Here is a 16,789-nt window from a genome sequence, read left to right on the forward strand (position 1 = left end):
GACTTCACCCGCGGATCTTTTCCCGCCCACCACTCCCATTCCGGTGAACGAAGGCCCCCGCCCGTGGCGCCAGACCCTCGACTCCCTGAGCGTTCCGAACTTCCGCCTGTTCACGGCGTCCAACGCGGTGGCCATGACCGGCACCTGGATGCAGCGCATCGCCCAGGACTGGCTCGTGCTGCAACTGACCGGCAGCGTCGCGGCCGTCGGGGTGACCGTCACGATGCAGTTCGCTCCGATGCTCGCCTTCGGCCTCTTCGGCGGCGTGATCGTCGACCGTTATTCGAAGCGGATGCTGCTCATGCTCACCCAGTCAGCGGCCGCCCTGCTCAGCGCTGTCCTCGCGGTGCTCACCCTCACCAACACCGTGCAGGTCTGGCAGGTCTGGGCGATCGCCTTCCTGGTCGGGCTCGTCACCGTGATCGACAACCCCACCCGTCAGGTCTTCGTGAACGAGATCGTCGGCCCGCGCTACCTCCGCAACGCGATCACGGTGAACTCGACGGTCTTCCAGCTCGGCGCGCTGATCGGGCCGGCCATCAGCGGTGCCCTGATCGTCGCGGTCGGGTCCGGCTGGTCCTTCGGCATCAACGCCGCCGCGTGCCTGCTGACCGTCCTCGCCCTGACCAGGCTCGACGCCTCCGCGCTGTACCGCACCCCGACGGCTCCGCGGCAGAAGGGGCAGCTCATCGAGGGCCTGCGCTATGTCGTCTCGAAGCCGACCATCCTCTGGCCGATCGTGATGCTCGCCTTCCTCTCCGTCTTCTCCCTCAACATGCCCGTGCTCCTGGCCGCATACGCCGACCACGTCTACAAGGTGGGCGCAGGCGGCTACGGCCTGTTCAACACCCTGATCGCCGTCGGCGCGGTCGCGGGTGCGCTTGCCTCGACACGTCGGGCCAACATCCGCTTGCGGACGGTCATCGTCAGCGGCGGAGTCTGGGCCCTGATCCAGGCGAGTTCCGGCCTGATGCCCACCGAGATCAGCTTCGGGGCCGCCCTCATCGTCACGGGCATCGCGAACCAGTTCTTCTTCACCGCGGGCAACCCACTCGTGCAGATGTCGTCCAACGTGCGGGTGCGCGGGCGGGTCATGTCGGTCTGGGTGCTCGTGCTGCTCGGCGGCCAGGCAATCGGAGGACCCCTGATGGGCTGGATCGTCGAGTCCTTCGGCCCGGACACCGGGATGCTCGTGTCCGGCCTCGTGCCCGCGCTCGCCGCGGTGGTCATCGCCCTGATCCTCGCGCACCGGAACGAGCTGCACCTGACGGTGCGCCTCCGCCGACGCGGGCGCCCGGGAGAGCACTGGGGCGGCTCGAACCTAAGCTCCTGACCGGCCCCCGTGCCCGTCCCGTTCCTGCCCAGCGCCAGCCCGTGCGACCGGACCCTGGACAGAATCGAATCTCGCGCCCGTTACGGTTGAAGGGGTCCGGGAAGGGAACTACCACTGTGAGCGAAATTGCGGGTGAACTGGCGCGCGTGCGCGAAGCCTTCGACAAACCCACCCTGCGCTTGCTCGATCGCAAGTGGGCGCCGTTTGTCCTCGCCGTCTTCAAGTCGGCGTTCAGCCGTGACCGGCGGAGCGTTCAGGCCGACCGCCTGCACTCGCAGGTCGACGCCTACCTCGCCGACCTCCGGTCCGTCGGGAGCGAGGTGCCGGGCAAGAACGGCCGCGCCCTCTGCGTCCAGTGGATGAATGACCTCTGGCTCTACCGCGAGACCGGGGAGGGCGGTGAGGAGCAGTACTCCCTCACCTCGCACGCCCTCGAGGCACTCCTCCTCGTCGACAGCCTCTCCCAGGACCGCGCCCTGATCAGCGAGTCCCGCCTCACGACCATCGTCGACAGCGTCCGCCACCGCGCCACCCAGGCCACCCCCGACCGGGAAGCGCGGATCCGCCGTCTCGACCAGGAGATCGCCGAGAAGACCGCGGAGCGCGACCGACTCCAGGGCGGCGGCGAGATCGCCACCGCGACCGACGAACAGATGCACGAAGGCTACGCGAACCTCGTCGACCTGATCATGCAGCTGCCGAGCGACTTCAAACGCGTCGAGGAATCCGTCGCGGCCATGCACCGCCAGATCGTGAGCGACTTCCGCGGCGAGGAACGCCCCATCGGCGAGGTCCTCGACGAATACCTCGCCAAGACCGATGCCCTGATGTCGGCGACCGCGGAAGGTCGCGCCTTCGAGGGCGCCTTCACTCTGCTGCGCGACGACGCACTCCTCTCCGACGTCAAGAACGACCTCGAGGCGATCCTCGACCATCCCTTCGCCGCCCGGCTGACCACCGCGGAGCGACGCACCTTCCTCGGCACCGTCGGGCTGATCCGCAAAGGCATCGACGACGTGCTGACCCAGCGGAACGGCCTCACGACCACTCTCCGCGAGCACATTGTGAACCACGACGTCGTCAAGGACCGCGAACTCGAGCGCCTCCTGCGGGAGATCAACAAGGAACTCGCGGTCTGGATGGAGACCGCCGGACCCCGGTCGACGGTCACGGCAGAACTCATGCCCGGCATTCTCGACGTCGAGCACCTCCGCGAACGGTTCTACGATCCGCTGAACCACAGGCCGCCGCCGGACCTCGAGGACGTGTCCGAGTACGCCCCCGAACCGCCGAGCCTCGACGAGATGCGCAGGCAGGGCGGCCCGATGCTCGAACGGATGCGTGACGCCCTCGTGACGTTCCGCGGAACGGGAGACGCGGCATCCGTCGGTGCGGCGTTCAACGGCCTCGAACCGGCGTTGCGGCGCCCGGTCGAGATTCTCGGCATGCTGCAGATCGCGACCCAGGTCGACGCGCTCGGCCGCGCGCACCAGGTCGAGAGCTTCGAGACCGTCCGGCCCGACGGCAGCCGGCGCACCTTCTCGGTTCCCCGCATCATCCTGAACGACGACGAAACGGCGGCCCTGGCCGCCCTGAACTATGGATCCGATCATGACTGACGAGTGGACAGACGACCAGGACGACCAGGACGGCCGCGACGACCTCGACCGCGACGACGACGGCCTGGACGGTGACGCCGGCGCAGGGATCGACGCCGCCATCGACGACGAGCCCGCGAGCTTCTCCCTCTTCGAGGGCGACGAGGGCGGCCTCACCGTGGAACAGCGCCGCACCCTGGTGCTCCTGATGAAGCACCGCTACGTGTCAGCAGCGCTTCAGCCCGCGGAATGGCGCACCCTGCTCGACTCGCAGCGGCTGCTCAAGTCGCGCCTCAACGACATGTTCCTCGACCTGCACATCGACCTGCACTACCAGGTCGCGTTCAAACGGCAGGCCGTCTCGGAGGCGGGAGACCGGTTCCCGACCCTTCTGCACGACGTCGCATACACGCGCGAGGAAACGATCCTGCTCGTGCTGCTGCGCCAGCGGTTCCGCAGCGAACGCGCAAACGGCCAGGACATCGTGCTCGTCGACCGCGACAATCTCGTGGAGAATGTGGCGCACTTCCGCCCCGAGTTCTCGATGGACCGGTACGGCGACGCCCGCAAGGCGAGCGCCGCCGTCGACAGCCTCGCCAAGGCGCGGGTGCTGCTCAAGACGAGCGATCCGGACCGATTCCGCATCTCGGCCGTGATCGAAGTTCTGCTTCCGCTCGAACGGCTCGCCGAACTGCACGAATGGCTCGTCGAGCAGAACGCAGCCGGTGCGCCCGCCGCGGTCGTGCCCGCACCCGGGCTCCCCGACAAGGGTGCGCTTGATCCGGGCGACCGCGACCCCGAACTGGAGGCGATCTCATGAGCGATTCCCCACTCTTCTACATCGACGGATCCACTGAGGGCACGACGCAGTGGCGCGCCGAACTGTTCCAGATGGTCAACTGGGGCGGCTTCCAGGGCCACCACGAGATCACCTTCGCCCCCTCGGCGACCCTGCTCTCCGGGGCATCCGGAACCGGCAAGAGCAGCCTCCTCGACGCCTACCTCGCGCTGATGATGCCCTCGGACACACCGTTCAACGGTGCGTCCAACGACGCGGGGTCCGGCAGGGCACGGAGCCTCGACCAGCGCAACCTGATGACCTACCTCAGGGGCAAGACCGACTCCAACCGTGAGGCCGGCACAGGGGAGATGCAGGACCAGGTCCTCCGCGGCGCGCACGACGCGACCTGGGGCGCGGTCGCGATGACCTTCGTCGACGACAACGGCCGCCGGTTCACGGTGCTGCGCGCCTATTTCGTGCCACGGGGCGCGACCAAATTCGCCGACATCACCATGAAGATGGCCACCCAGGACGGCCTCCTCGACCTGCGTGACCTCGCCGACGTCACCGAGGCGCGCTTCGACAAGCGGGCGCTCCGGACCCGGTTCCCCGAACTGGATGTCTTCGACACCTACGCGGCATTCGCCCAGACCCTCTACACCCGGCTCGGAATCGGCGCCAACGGCGAGGGCGGCAAGGCGCTGCGGCTCCTCGCGCGGATCCAGGCCGGACAGCAGGTCAAGACGGTCGACGGGCTCTACAAGTCGATGGTCCTCGAAGAGCCGGCCACCTATGCGGCGGCAGACAAGGCCGTCGATCATTTCGAGGACCTCGAGAGGTCCTACGGGGCCATGCTGACCGAGGCCCAGAAGGCGAAGGTCCTCGAACGAATTCCCGACCTGCACCGGGAGTACGAGACAGCTGCGGAGAAGGCCGACCTGATCGACACCTTCGGGGTCCATCGCACCGGCGACACCCCGTTCGTGCTCTGGCAGCTCCTCACCGAGCAGGGACTGCTCGAGGGTGCCGCAGACACCAATCGCATCGGCCGCCGGGACAACCAGGTCGAGCTCACCCGGGCCAGGAACGCCGAGACCGAGCTCAAGTCCCGCGTCGCCGAGGTGCAGCACCAGCAGCGTGACAACGGCGGCGACGTCCTCGTCAGCCTGCAGAACGAGATCGGCCAGCTCCGGGACCAGCGCGACGACGTAGCGGCTGAGCGTGCGAAGTTCGACGACCGCACCGCCGTCCTCGCCCCGGCGATCGTCTCGCCGGCCGAATTCACCCTCGCGCAGAACGACGCGGAACGCTTCCTCGCCGGGTTTTCCGGGGCCGAGCGTGACCTCGAGGCCGAGCGCACGACCCTGCAACGGAACGCCTTCCCCGTCGAGGAACAGCTCAGGACCCTGGGCCAGGAGCACGACTTCCTCGCGGGCCGCGAGAACCTGATTCCCCAGCACCTGCACAATGCCCGGGTGATGATCGCGGAGGCCGCGGGGATCCCCGCGGACGAGTTGCCCTTCGTCGCCGAACTCGTCGACCTCGCCGCCGGCGAGGAATCCTGGCGCCAGGCCGCCGAAGTCACCCTGTCGTCCGTCGTGCGCGTCATGCTCGTCGACGAGACGCGGTTGCGCGCCCTCAGCGCGGCCATCGAACCGATTCAGATCCCGGTGCGCATCCACTTCGAGGGCGTCGCACTCCGGGCGCACCGACCTCGTACCGGCGACCCCCGCTACGTGTCCGGCAAGCTCGTCTATCAGGATTCACCCTTCAGCGGCTGGGTCCAGGACCGGGTCAGCGCACCGAGCCTCGACGCGCTCTGCGTGGCCGAGGCCACCGACCTGGCCGGCGACGGCCCGCGGGTCACCCCGAGCGGCCAGACCCGAAACGGCAAGCGCGGGGCACACGGCTGGAACAAGGGCCAGGCGCCGATCGTCGGCTTCTCGAACGCCGGTCGACTCGCCGAGATCGTGGCCGAACGCGCCGAACTGGCCGGCGCGGCCGAGGCACTCTCCCGTGACGCCGCCGAAGTGGGGAACCGCATCGCCGACCTCCGCAGCAGGCGAAGCGCCCACCAGTACGTCGTGGACACCACCTGGCTGTCGATCGATGTGGCCGGCGCCGAGGCCAGGATCGCCGAGAAGGAAGCCGAATCGGAGCGCGTCCTCGCGGGCAGCGACATCCTCCGCGCCCTCAAAGCCGAGGAAGGACGCTTCTCCTCCGAACTCGAGGCCGCCCAGAAGCTCAAACACGCGGCCGATGGGACCGCCGAGCGTCTTGCCGCCGAACAGGCGCGGATCGTCGACCGTCAGGACGCCGTCTCCGGCATGCTCGACCGGATCGAACGTGACCAGGCGGCCACCCTCTCCGAGGAGCACTTCGCGCACCTGACCGACCAGTTCGCCCTCGTCGGAGACCAGGGCGACCTCGCCGCACTCGAGGGCGGCGTCCGACGGCTGCGCGAGCGCCTCACCGAGCAGTCCGCGCACGACAGGGAGAACGCCACGAGCGCCCGGGATTCACTGGTCCGCATCTTCGAGACGTTCCAGGGCAGGTGGCCAGACCCGAACATCGGCACCTCGCTCGAGTCGTACACGAGCTACCGGGACATCCTCGACGCCGTCTACACGCTCGGCCTGCACGAGCGGCGCCAGGAATGGAAGCGACGGCTGTCGGCGTGGAGCGGACAAGACCTCGTGCCTCTCACCGCGGCGTTCAACACTGCCATCGAGGAGATCGAGGACCGGCTCAGACCGATCAACGAGATCCTTGCAACCCTGCCGTTCGGGGCCGGCCGCGATCGACTGAAGATCGCACTGCGCCGCCTGCACCGCGACGACGCCACCGCGTTCCGCAAGGAGCTCAAGGTCCTCGCGTCCGGAGCGACCGAGGACTTCACCGACGAGGAAACCGAGGCCCGGTTCACCCGTCTCCACAATTTCATGGCCCAGATTCGCCGGCCGGAACCAGGGACGCGCACGGAGTCGCAGCGGGACCTGCTCCTCGACGTGCGCAAGCACGTGGAGATCACCGCGGTACGGTCGACGCCCGACGGCGTCGAGGTGAGCACATACTCCTCGCTCGGCGGCAAGAGCGGTGGAGAGTCCCAGGAACTCGTGGCGTTCGTCGTCGGGGCCGCGCTGCGCTTCCAGCTCGGCGACGAGAGCCGCACCCGCCCGCGGTTCGCACCGGTCTTCCTCGACGAGGGTTTCGTGAAATCGGACTCCGAGTTCGCCGGCCGTGCTGTGGCCGCGTGGAAGGGACTCGGCTTCCAGCTCATCGTGGGGTCGCCGCTCGACAAGGTCACCGCCCTCGAACCGCACATGGAACTCGTGCTCTCGATGACCAAGAACACCAGCACCGGCTACTCGTACATCACCCCGCTGTCGTCCCCAAATCCGGTCCCGGTAAGCTCGAACCATGGATGAAGAACAGACTGTACCGACCACCTATGTGCTGCCGAACAAGGAATTCCTCGAGATCGCCGATGGCGACACTCTTCCGGAAATCGGCGACGGGATCTACACCGGTGGCGTGGCCTACCGCGTCACCGACCTGTGGTTCATCGACGACGACGACGCGCCGTTGCCCTACGGCTTCAACGTGTTCCTCACGGAAGCACCCAAGAACGGCAACACTCTCCGCGAGTTCGACCCGATCTTCTTCGCGTAGGCCGTCTGCCGCCGCGCCGGCTCAGGCCCGCGCGGCGAGCTCGGCCTCGAGTCGTTCGACGTCCTCGCGGTGGCACAGTTCGGTTGCGGGTGTCGAGGCCGTTGCACTCCCGGCGGCGACTCCCGCACGGAAGGCCTCCTCGACGGTTCTGCCCTGGGCGAGGCGCAGCACGAAGGCGCCGAGAAAGCTGTCGCCGGCCCCGACGGTGCTGATCACGGTCACCTTCGGAACCTCAGAGCGGATGACCCCGGTCTTCGATGCAAGCAGGGCGCCCTCTCCGCCGAGGGTGAGCGCCACGTACTCTGCTGCGCCGCTGGCGACGAGCGCCGACGCGGCCTCCGCCTGGCTCTCCGGAGTCTCGAGCTTCACGCCGGCGTGAGCCTCGAGTTCGCGGAGGCTGGGCTTGACCAGGAAGACCCCTTCCGCGAGCGCTCCGCTGAGGGCCGGACCGGAGGCATCCACGATGCACCGCGCTCCATTGGTTCTGGCCAGGCGGGCGACCCGTGCGTAGAAGTCGTCGGGGACTCCCGGGGGCAGGCTGCCGCTCGCGATGACATATCCGCCGCGGGGCATCGACGCGGCGAGGGTGTCGAGGCACGTGGTCCACTCGGCCTCGGACAACTCGGGTCCCTGGAGCACGAAGCGGAACTGCTTGCCGGTATCGGTTTCGTCGACGGTGAAGCTCTGGCGCGTGCTTTCCTTGATCGGCACCAGAACGGTGGGGAGTCCTTCCGCTGCGATGAGCTGGCGATAGGCCTCTCCCGTTGGCCCGCCTGCCGCATACAGGGACAGAGCGGTGCCGCCGAGGCGACGGATGACCCTGGCCACGTTCACGCCGCCGCCCCCCGGGTCGATGCGCGTGCTCCCGCACCGGAGCTTGTGCTCCCCGGTCACATGGGCCGTCGAGGTGCTGACGTCGAGGGCGGGATTAATGGTGAGGGTCAAAATCGGTGGTGCATTCACGAGGCTCGAGGCGTCCATCTGCCCAGTCTAGAAGCCGCTACCGGAAGCGCTGGAGGCTCACGCCCTTCGCAGCGCGCTACCTGAGCGCCTTGGCCTTGAGCGCCTCGAACTCCGTGGCCGTGATCGAGCCGCTGTCGAAGAGTTCTTTCGCCTTCGCGATTTCCGCGGAGGGGCTGGCGGACGAGGCGACGGACCTCACGTAGTCATCCGTATATGCCTGCGCCTGCTGCACGCGTTCCGCCTGTCGTCTTGCCATGTCCGGGCCGCGGGCGATCAGGTAGACCAGGGCCGTCAGGAAGGGAACGAAAACGAGGAAGATCAGCCAGACGGCCTTGGCCAAACCGGTGAGCTTGTGATCCCGGAAAATGTCGCCGACGATCGAGAACAACACCATGAGATACGCGATGAACGCGAAACTCCAAAAGAAGAACCACACGACGTCCCAGAAATTCGCAAACATGAACTGCTCCTTGCCTCAGGTGCTCTTCTGTGTCCTTGCGATGCCAGGGGTTCTTGCGGTTCCAGGCCGGGTGGAACAGGCAGGGCGAACCGAGCACGAGATCCGCTCCAGTGCCGGGCTATCTCGCCGGCAGCCCGACCATAGCGCGACCAGAGTCCGCCGGAAAGGTCTCCTTTCGCGGGCACCTTGATGCCCGCATCGGACCGGATTAGTGTCCCCAGTGTCCTGATGGAGCGTCTCGACGACGAGGTCGTGACGACGAGCGAGGAGAGACCGTGCCGACTCTCCGACGACGATGTTGACGAGCTGTCGACGGACCTCGAGAACAACAGCTCGGCGGCCATCCTGGTCTTCGAACACACCTGGTTCAGGCCGCTGCGCGATGCGATCCTGGACTCCGGAGGAGTCCTTCTCGAAGACGTGCACGTACCCGAATCCGTCGTGGACGAGGTGCTGATGGCGCTGGAAGAACCCGGGGCCGACACCGACTGACCCCAACAGGCCACGCAACACATTTCGGAACACGACGAAAGGAACACCATGATGCGTCGAGGTGGGCGACCCGGGCTGATGGGGACGATGGCACGCACCGCGGTCATCGCAGGCACGGCGACCGCAGTTTCCGGCGGAGTGAGCCGTCGGCAACAGGCCAGGGCCCAATCCGCAGCCGACCAGCAGGCTGTCCAGCAACAACCGCAACAGCCGCAGTACGCTCCACCACCGCAGGAGTATGCGCAGGCGCCGCAACCGGCAGTCGCCGCCGACGACAGCCTGTCCGCCCAGATCGAACGGCTCGCGACCCTCAAGACGGCCGGCGTGATCACCGACGCGGAGTTCTCGGCGGCGAAGGCAAAACTCCTCGGCATCTGACAATTGTTACCGCAGGTTTCACGCATGACTTTGTGTGACCTGCCTGCGGCCTGGCGGAACAGTGCCGTGCATATCGTGGGTGTCCGCGCAGACGACCGTGTCTCGCGCAGAGAAAAGGACACTCCCGATGACATCGTCGCTGTACCTGGGAATCGCACTCGACGGCGCCGGCTGGCACCCGTCGGCCTGGCGCGAGCCGGACGCCCGCCCCGCAGACCTGTTCCACCTCGACTACTGGGTCGCCCTCGTGCGTGCCGCCGAGGCTGCCGGCATCGACCTGGTCACGATCGAGGATTCCTTCGGCCTCCAGAGCTCGGGCTTCGGCGGAATCGACCCCCGCCGCGACGAGGTGCGCGGTCGACTCGACGCGCTTCTGCTCGCGACATCGATTGCGCCGCACACGAGCACGATCGGCCTCGTGCCGACGATCACCACGACGCACACGGAACCGTTCCACGTGGCAACGGGGGTGCAGACCCTCGACTACGTGAGCGAAGGCCGGGCCGGCTGGCGCGTGCAGGTCTCCGGGCGTGCCCATGAGGCCGCGCACGTCGGACGCCGCACGCTGCCCGCCCTCGACCCAGCCCTCGTCGTCCTGGGCGCAGACCCGGCCCAGACCGCCCTGATCGAGGACCTCTTCGGCGAGGCGCGCGACACCGTCGAGGTCGCCCGGCGGCTCTGGGACAGCTGGGAGGACGACGCCGTGATCCGCGATGTGGAGACGGGCCGGTTCGTCGACCGCGACAAGCTGCACTACATCGACTTCGAGGGCGACCGGTTCACCGTCAAGGGGCCCTCGATCACCCCGCGCCCGCCGCAGGGCCAGCCGCTCGTCTACGCGCTCGCCCACCAGAAGGTCCCGTACGAACTCGCCGTGGCCGGCGCCGACATCGTCGGCGTTACCCCGCACGACGACGCGCACCTCGAGGCCATCCTTGGGCAGCTCGAGACGGCGGCCCACGACGTGTCGCGCGGGGCAGACGAACCCCTGCGGGTCTGGACCGAGATCTCGGTCCTGATCGCGGAGACGGCGGATGCGGCCCAGGCGACCCTTGCCCGGCTCAACGCCACCCACGGGGAACCCTGGACCTCCGACACGCTCATCCTCGCCGACACCGCCGAAGCCGTCGCCACCCAGCTCCTGCACTGGCACAAGCTCGGCATCGACGGCGTTCGGCTGCGCCCGGCACGGCTTCCGGAAGACCTCTCGGCGATCACCGAGAGCGTCGTTCCGCTACTGCGTTCCGCGGGTGTCCTCGACCGGCCCGACGGGGTGGCCACGCTCCGCGCCCGGCTCGGATTCGGTCGCCCGGAGAGCCGCTACGCGACCCCTGCCGACGCCGACGCTCGCGGCACCGCTACGGCAGACACCGAAGGCGACCCCGCCGCAGACTCCACCTTCGAACTCGACCTGACCGGAAGCATCCGCTGATGACCACGACCGCCAGCACGACCGTCCACCCGATCGCCCAGGATCCCGCCGGGCGTCCGATTCGGCAGGTGCACCTCGCCGCGCACTTCCCCGGGGTGAACAACACCTCGGTCTGGAGCGACGGCAAGGCCGAGAGCCAGATCGCGTTCTCCTCCTTCCGGCACTTCGCGCAGAATGCCGAGCGCGGCAAGTTCGACTTCCTCTTCCTCGCCGAGGGGCTCAGGCTGCGGGAACAGAAGGGGCTCATCCATGACCTCGACGTCGTGGGTCGACCCAACACCCTCGCGATCCTGGCCGGGATCGCCGCCGTGACCGAACACATCGGCCTCGTCGGCACCCTCAGCTCGACCTTCAACGAACCGTACGAACTCGCCAGGCAGCTCGCGAGTCTCGACCTGCTGAGCGGGGGGCGGGCCGGCTGGAACATCGTCACGACCTCCGACGCCTTCCACGGCGAGAACTTCCGTCGCGGCGGCTTCCTCGACCCGAAGGACCGCTACGTGCGCGCCGAGGAGTTCGTCGCCGTCGCGCGCGCACTGTGGGATGGCTGGGCGCCCGGGGCCCTCGCCGCGAACAAGGACACGGGGGAGTTCCTCTCCGCCGATGCGCTCACGGCGGTCGACCACCACGGCCAGCAGTTCGACGTGAAGGGCTTCGGTACCCTCCCGCGCAGCCCACAGGGCCACCCGGTGATCGTGCAGGCCGGAGACTCTGCCGACGGCCGTGATTTCGCGTCGGCGAACGCGGAAGTGATCTTCTCCCTGCACTCCGAATTCGAGGACGGCCAGCGGTTCTTCCGCGATGTGAAGGGCCGCCTTCCGGCCGTCGGCCGCCACCCCGACTCCCTCAAGATTCTGCCGGCGGCGACCTTCATCCTCGGCGACACCGCGGCCGAAGCGCGGGAACGCTCCCGCGAAGTAGCGCTCCTGCAGGTGAGCCCGCAGACCGCGATCTCGTTCCTCGAGCAGCTCTGGGGCACCGACCTGGGCGGCTACGACCCGGATGGCCCACTGCCGGAGACCGACCCCGTCCTCGCCGACGAGGGCGTCACCCGCGGCCGGGTGCGCCATGTCGCGGACCCGGTTGCGGTCGCGAAGTCCTGGCGCGGCCTTGCTGAGGCCGAAGGGCTGAGCATCCGCGACCTGGTCATCCGCTTCGCCGCGAAGCACACCTTCGTCGGCACGCCGGTGCACGTCGCCGAGCAGATCAACCGGCACGTTCAGGAGGAAGCTTCAGACGGCTTCGTCATCGTCGGCCACACGAATCCGACGGGCCTCGACGAGTTCGTCGACCGGGTCATCCCGGAGCTTCAGGAGCGCGGCGTCTACCGCACCGAGTATGAAGCCGGCGCGACCCTGCGCGAGACGCTGGGCCTCACTCAGTAGCCCCAGGAGATTCGGGCAGCGGTGGTTGCAAATTCAGGAGATTGTTTGGGCCGGGCGGGATCGGCAGCACTGGTCCGCGGGCCGGTGCTGCTCGCCCGGGCGGATCTCCTGAGTTAGCCACCACGGGGTCGGAGCACTCGTTCTCAGGTATGAAAGTTGGGCTGAAAGGCCCAAAATTATGTGAGTAAGTCTCGCATTCGTGTTCGATTCGGGGTAGAATCGGGGTATGGCAGGAGCTTCCGATCCCCAGTCACACACCCCGCAGTCACCCGGTTCCGGGGCTGCGGGGCACCAGCCCACCGCAGCGGGCGACCAGCTGGCCCCATCGGCGGAGTCGGCCCATCCGGTTGCGGTTGCCGAGGGTTTCGAGGGCGCGGAGGGTCTGGCCGGTTCGGTGCCGTCGGTGCATGCGGATGCTGTCGCAAGGCTCGCCGGAGCCCGGGCGGCTCTCGCGGAGGCTCTGGCTGCGATTCCGGTGGGGTTGCTCAGTGATGCGGAAGCGGTCACTGCTCTGAAGGAAGTGGAGGCCATCGGGCGCACGGTGGACGCGGCCCGGGTGAACACGGCGACGGATGCGGACCGGCGGGCCCGGGTCCTCGGCCGCGAAGGTCTGGCCTGGCGGATGGGCTGCACGGGCCCGTGGGATGTCCTCACCCGGGTGACACGGGTCTCGGCCCGGGAGGTCAAACGCCGCACGAAGCTCGGCGACGCGGTGTTGCCGCGGCCGTGCGGCGGGAGCAGCTGGTTACCGCCCTTGTTCCCGACGGTCGGGGCCGCCCTGGCGGCGGGGCAGATCGGGGTGGAGACGGCGGAGTTGATCGTGGCCGGGCTGCAGGTGATCAGTCACCGGGTGGCGCCGGATGACCTGTTGACGGCGGAGCGGGCCCTGGTCGCCTCTGCGGCCGGGCTGATCACCCCGGAGACCGAGGATTTGGCCGGGGCCGGTGTGCCGGTGACCACGGACCTGATCCGGGGCATGGTCGCGCAGTGGCAGGCGGCCCTGGACCCCGACGGGGTCCTCCCGACCGAGGACCTGTTCGAGGCGAAGTCCAACATCGGCTTCGGACAACTCAAGAACGGGCTCTACCCCGTCAAGGGCGGAGTCACGCCGGAACTCTACGGGGTGATGAACACCCTCTTCGACGCCTTCCTCAGCTTCCACGCCCGCCCGGCGTTCCCCACCGCCGAGGAACAGGCCCTGATGGATTCGGGGCAGATGATCCCCGGCGCCGAGACCGCGGGTACCGACGCCGACACGGGCCCGGATCTGGACGTGATCGAGGCAGAGCTCCGGGAGCGCCGGGCGGATACCCGCACGAGTGGGGAGAAACGCGCCGACATCCTCCGGGCCCTGTTCGAACACGCCGCCCGCGACGAGGACACGCCCAGCATGGGCGGGTCGGCGCCGACGGTGATGGTGCACGTCAACGCTGCGGACCTCGCCTCGGGGGTCGGGGTGGGGTGGGTCGACGGGGTCGAGGCCCCCGTGTCGTTGAAGACGGTGCATCAGCGCATCTGTGACGGCGGCTTCCAGGGCGTGTTGTTCGGGGCGAACAACGAAGTGCTCAAGCTCGGGCCGGAACGACGCTACTTCAACCGGGCCCAACGCCGGGCGATTACCGCCCGGGACGGCGGGTGCATCATTCCCGGGTGCAAGGCCCCGGCGCACTGGGCCGAAGTGCACCATGTGAAGCCCTGGGCGAAAGACGGCCCGACGACCGTCGACAACGGGGTCTTACTCTGCTGGTTCCATCACCACAGCATCGATACCTCCGGGTGGGAGATCCGAATGGTGAAGGGCTCACCGCAGGTGCGGGCCCCCGGGTTGATCGACCCGCAACGACTCTGGCGGCCACCGAACAGGCACCGCGCCCACCAGGTCCTCACCGGACCACCCAACCGCGACTGACCAACCGTGACGTGACCAACCGTGACGGGGCACGGCCTCCGTCAGCGGACCGGGAGCGACTCGAGGTCGAGGTCGGCTGCGGCGAGCACATCGGCACCGGCATCGCGGAGTGCGGCCATGAAGGCGGCATGAACGGATGCCCCCGGAACCTCAGTGCCCTGGAACTCGAAGGCAGGCGCCGCGCAGGCGTTGTGCACGATGGTGACGGCGAAGCCGAGGTCGAGGGCGGCCCTCGAGGTCGCATCGATGCACATGCTGCTCATCATGCCCATGACGACAAGGTGGTCGATGTTCTCAGCGCGCAACAGCCGTTCGAGGCCGGTGTCCACAAAGGCGTTCGCGGAGCCCTTGGTGAAGTGGCGCTCCGGTGTCACCGGTGCCACGAGCGGGTAGATCTCGACGCCTGTGGTCCCCGGGACGAAGAACGTCGCATCCGCTTCGGTGGCGATGTGCTGGAAGTGTATGACGGTCGTGCCGGTTGCACGGGCAGAGTCGAGGACGCCCCGGGCAACCACCGCGGCGGACTCACTCCCGGAGAGGGGATATGCGCCCCCGGGGAAGTAGTCCTTCTGGATGTCAATGACCACAATTCCAGTGCTCACACCTGCTCCGCTTCGTTTCCTGTGCCGATTCCCCCACACGACTCTAATTGTTACGGGCCGGATTTGCAGTGTCACGCGCTGCCGTATTCTCGGCTCCATCCTCCCCGTTTCATTTCCGATCCCGCAAGGACATCGTGACCGCCACATATACCGGAATCTCCGTCGAATTGCCCGTGCTGACCTGGGGCGATCCCGCCGCGTCGCGGAGCGTGCTGCTGCTTCACGGACTCACGTCCGCGGGAGCGGTCTGGTGGCGAGTCGCGAGCGGACTCGCTGCGGAGGGATGGTTCGTGGTCGCTCCCGACCAGCGTGGCCACGGTCGGGCCCCGCGCACGACCTCGTATCCGCTGGAGGGATTCGTCGCCGACACGCTGCGGCTCCGCCCGGCGCCGGGGAAGCCCTGGGACCTGGTCATCGGGCACTCGCTCGGCGGCGCTGTCGCGCTCCTCGCCGCGGCGGGCAGCGACGACTGGACTCGGAGCGTTTTGCTTCTCGACCCACCGCTCACCCTCGGACCGGACTCGGTCGCACCGCTCCTCGCCGAAACGATCGCGGAGATCACCGATCCGACAACGGCGGGAATACTCAGCCAGAACCCGGGCTGGCACGCGGAAGACGCGCACCAGAAGGTGGAGGCCGCACGTGTGGTCAGCCCGTTCACGGTCGAGCGCGTGCTGAGCGACACCAGCCCCTGGGATCTCGAACCGCACCTCGACGACGTCCGGGTGCCGGTCAGGCTCCTCGGCGCGGACCCCGCGTCGGGCAGCGCATCGGTGCTTCCCGAACAGGGCGAGCGCCTCGCAGCCCGGCACGCGAACCTCAGCTACGCGTTCGTTGCGGGTGCAGGGCATTCGATTCACCGGGACTCGGCGGATCGCGTGATTGCCGAGGCGCTCGGGGCCGCGATCACGGCCGCGCGTACAACCAGTCCATGACCGCTGGACACGCCTCGAGCACGGAAATGTGGCCGTCGTCGGGGCGCAGCCGGAGCTCGGCTCGGGGAAGGCGCCGACTCAGCCAGTCGGCGTGAGATGGCGGGACCACCCGATCCCTGACGCCCTGGAGGAGCAGGACCGGGGCGGAGACCGCGGAAACGGGGAAGCCCCACGGGGCCACGAAGGCGAGATCATCATCGATCAGGCCCTCCGGCCCCGCTTCCGAAGCCAGGCCGACATCGGTGCCCAGGGAGGCCCACGGGCCCGCCAGTGCGTCGTAGTCCGCCTCGATGAAGCTGTCCGGGTCGAAGTCCACGGTTTCCTCGTACGTTGTGCGCTCCGCGCGACCGAGCAGTGCCGCGCGGAGGGAGGCTCCGTCCGTGGCCATGCCGGCGAACCAGTCGATACCGTCGGCGTCGAGCGGGGCCAGACTCGCGAGGCAGCCCACTGCCGAGACTCGCTCCGGCAGCAGGGCGGCGCAAGCGAGGGCGTGCGGACCGCCGCCGGACGCGCCCATGACGGCGAATCGGGCGATGCCGAGCGCGTCGGCAAGCTGTTCGACGTCGGTGGCCGCGGCGGCCACGTCACGACCCGGCAGCGCAGACGAACCGCCGTAGCCGGGCCGGCCATACGAGATGAGACGGATGCCGCGAGCGGCCGCCGCGGACAGCAACGGCTCGAGCAGGGCTCCCGTCTGGGGTGAACCGTGCTGCCAGAGCACGGTGAAGGCCGAGTCGAGTTCGTGGTCGGCGGCGCTGTCGTGCACGCGGAGCGTGCGACCGTCGCGAAGGTGCAGGTCCTGAATGAACACCATGGAGACATCCTAGGCAGGGGGCGGGCAGGAGACAG

15 protein-coding genes are annotated in these 16,789 nt (G+C 68.3%); 11 read left to right on the forward strand and 4 right to left on the reverse strand.

The annotated features are described in order from the left end of the window. Window positions 1–37: 37 nt before the first annotated feature. The 5 genes from RHM57_RS05240 (at window position 38) to RHM57_RS05260 (ending at window position 7,384) form a co-directional block, all read left to right on the forward strand. On the forward strand, window positions 38–1,333 hold the full coding sequence (locus RHM57_RS05240; protein ID WP_370294748.1) for an MFS transporter: 1,296 nt from the start codon (window positions 38–40) through the stop codon (window positions 1,331–1,333). A gap of 116 nt (window positions 1,334–1,449) precedes the next feature. Beyond that, window positions 1,450–2,952, forward strand: a complete 1,503-nt coding sequence (locus RHM57_RS05245; RefSeq protein ID WP_166787438.1) for a DUF3375 domain-containing protein — start codon at window positions 1,450–1,452, stop codon at window positions 2,950–2,952. Continuing rightward, a complete protein-coding gene (locus RHM57_RS05250) occupies window positions 2,945–3,751 on the forward strand; it encodes a DUF4194 domain-containing protein (protein WP_134558507.1) in 807 nt (268 codons plus the stop codon). Before RHM57_RS05245 ends, RHM57_RS05250 begins: the two co-directional genes overlap by 8 nt. Further along, window positions 3,748–7,140, forward strand: a complete 3,393-nt coding sequence (locus tag RHM57_RS05255) for an ATP-binding protein (protein ID WP_322136064.1) — start codon at window positions 3,748–3,750, stop codon at window positions 7,138–7,140. The genes RHM57_RS05250 and RHM57_RS05255 overlap by 4 nt, the downstream gene beginning before the upstream one ends. After that, window positions 7,133–7,384, forward strand: a complete 252-nt coding sequence (locus RHM57_RS05260) for a hypothetical protein (protein ID WP_134450258.1) — start codon at window positions 7,133–7,135, stop codon at window positions 7,382–7,384. The genes RHM57_RS05255 and RHM57_RS05260 overlap by 8 nt, the downstream gene beginning before the upstream one ends. 21 nt (window positions 7,385–7,405) lie before the next feature. Here RHM57_RS05260 and RHM57_RS05265 read toward each other — a convergent pair whose 3' ends face one another. After that, the gene (locus RHM57_RS05265) at window positions 7,406–8,365 is read right to left on the reverse strand and encodes a 1-phosphofructokinase family hexose kinase (RefSeq protein WP_134450259.1); all 960 of its coding nucleotides are present in this window, start codon (window positions 8,363–8,365) and stop codon (window positions 7,406–7,408) included. A 58-nt stretch (window positions 8,366–8,423) separates the two neighbouring features. Then, the gene (locus tag RHM57_RS05270; protein WP_134450260.1) at window positions 8,424–8,807 is read right to left on the reverse strand and encodes an SHOCT domain-containing protein; all 384 of its coding nucleotides are present in this window, start codon (window positions 8,805–8,807) and stop codon (window positions 8,424–8,426) included. Window positions 8,808–9,035: 228 nt separating this feature from the next. Here RHM57_RS05270 and RHM57_RS05275 point away from each other — a divergent pair, with 228 nt between their 5' ends. From RHM57_RS05275 to RHM57_RS05295, 5 genes are all read left to right on the forward strand, one after another. After that, on the forward strand, window positions 9,036–9,299 hold the full coding sequence (locus tag RHM57_RS05275) for a hypothetical protein (RefSeq protein WP_134450261.1): 264 nt from the start codon (window positions 9,036–9,038) through the stop codon (window positions 9,297–9,299). 48 nt (window positions 9,300–9,347) lie between these two features. Further along, the gene (locus RHM57_RS05280) at window positions 9,348–9,677 is read left to right on the forward strand and encodes an SHOCT domain-containing protein (RefSeq protein ID WP_134561317.1); all 330 of its coding nucleotides are present in this window, start codon (window positions 9,348–9,350) and stop codon (window positions 9,675–9,677) included. A gap of 127 nt (window positions 9,678–9,804) precedes the next feature. Continuing rightward, entirely contained in the window at window positions 9,805–11,109 is a 1,305-nt protein-coding gene (locus RHM57_RS05285; protein ID WP_134561316.1) for an LLM class flavin-dependent oxidoreductase, read from the forward strand. After that, on the forward strand, window positions 11,109–12,494 hold the full coding sequence (locus RHM57_RS05290) for an NtaA/DmoA family FMN-dependent monooxygenase (RefSeq protein ID WP_322140754.1): 1,386 nt from the start codon (window positions 11,109–11,111) through the stop codon (window positions 12,492–12,494). Before RHM57_RS05285 ends, RHM57_RS05290 begins: the two co-directional genes overlap by 1 nt. 226 nt (window positions 12,495–12,720) lie before the next feature. Then, window positions 12,721–14,403, forward strand: coding sequence for an HNH endonuclease signature motif containing protein (locus RHM57_RS05295; protein WP_322189614.1), 1,683 nt, complete (start codon window positions 12,721–12,723; stop codon window positions 14,401–14,403). 41 nt (window positions 14,404–14,444) lie between these two features. On the opposite strand, the gene RHM57_RS05300 is transcribed toward RHM57_RS05295, so the two are convergent. Continuing rightward, on the reverse strand, window positions 14,445–15,005 hold the full coding sequence (locus RHM57_RS05300) for a cysteine hydrolase family protein (protein WP_198413439.1): 561 nt from the start codon (window positions 15,003–15,005) through the stop codon (window positions 14,445–14,447). Between the two features lie 134 nt (window positions 15,006–15,139). Between RHM57_RS05300 and RHM57_RS05305 the strand changes: the two genes are divergently transcribed. Further along, entirely contained in the window at window positions 15,140–15,940 is an 801-nt protein-coding gene (locus tag RHM57_RS05305) for an alpha/beta hydrolase (RefSeq protein WP_322136060.1), read from the forward strand. Here RHM57_RS05305 and RHM57_RS05310 read toward each other — a convergent pair. Further along, entirely contained in the window at window positions 15,912–16,754 is an 843-nt protein-coding gene (locus tag RHM57_RS05310) for an alpha/beta fold hydrolase (RefSeq protein ID WP_134559972.1), read from the reverse strand. The genes RHM57_RS05305 and RHM57_RS05310 overlap by 29 nt on opposite strands. Between the last annotated feature and the right edge of the window lie 35 nt (window positions 16,755–16,789).

The organism is Cryobacterium sp. 10S3 (assembly GCF_034344045.1).
In the GTDB taxonomy this organism is placed as follows: Bacteria; Actinomycetota; Actinomycetes; order Actinomycetales; family Microbacteriaceae; genus Cryobacterium; species Cryobacterium glucosi.

What these genes read in the sequence shown, in the direction of transcription:
- RHM57_RS05250 (WP_134558507.1), top strand. Translation starts at nt 2,945, where the DNA reads ATGACTGACGAGTGGACAGACGACCAGGACGACCAGGACGGCCGCGAC.
- RHM57_RS05255 (WP_322136064.1), top strand. Translation starts at nt 3,748, where the DNA reads ATGAGCGATTCCCCACTCTTCTACATCGACGGATCCACTGAGGGCACG.
- RHM57_RS05260 (WP_134450258.1), top strand. Translation starts at nt 7,133, where the DNA reads ATGGATGAAGAACAGACTGTACCGACCACCTATGTGCTGCCGAACAAG.
- RHM57_RS05265 (WP_134450259.1), bottom strand. Translation starts at nt 8,365, where the DNA reads ATGGACGCCTCGAGCCTCGTGAATGCACCACCGATTTTGACCCTCACC.
- RHM57_RS05270 (WP_134450260.1), bottom strand. Translation starts at nt 8,807, where the DNA reads ATGTTTGCGAATTTCTGGGACGTCGTGTGGTTCTTCTTTTGGAGTTTC.
- RHM57_RS05275 (WP_134450261.1), top strand. Translation starts at nt 9,036, where the DNA reads ATGGAGCGTCTCGACGACGAGGTCGTGACGACGAGCGAGGAGAGACCG.
- RHM57_RS05280 (WP_134561317.1), top strand. Translation starts at nt 9,348, where the DNA reads ATGATGCGTCGAGGTGGGCGACCCGGGCTGATGGGGACGATGGCACGC.
- RHM57_RS05285 (WP_134561316.1), top strand. Translation starts at nt 9,805, where the DNA reads ATGACATCGTCGCTGTACCTGGGAATCGCACTCGACGGCGCCGGCTGG.
- RHM57_RS05290 (WP_322140754.1), top strand. Translation starts at nt 11,109, where the DNA reads ATGACCACGACCGCCAGCACGACCGTCCACCCGATCGCCCAGGATCCC.
- RHM57_RS05295 (WP_322189614.1), top strand. Translation starts at nt 12,721, where the DNA reads ATGGCAGGAGCTTCCGATCCCCAGTCACACACCCCGCAGTCACCCGGT.
- RHM57_RS05310 (WP_134559972.1), bottom strand. Translation starts at nt 16,754, where the DNA reads ATGGTGTTCATTCAGGACCTGCACCTTCGCGACGGTCGCACGCTCCGC.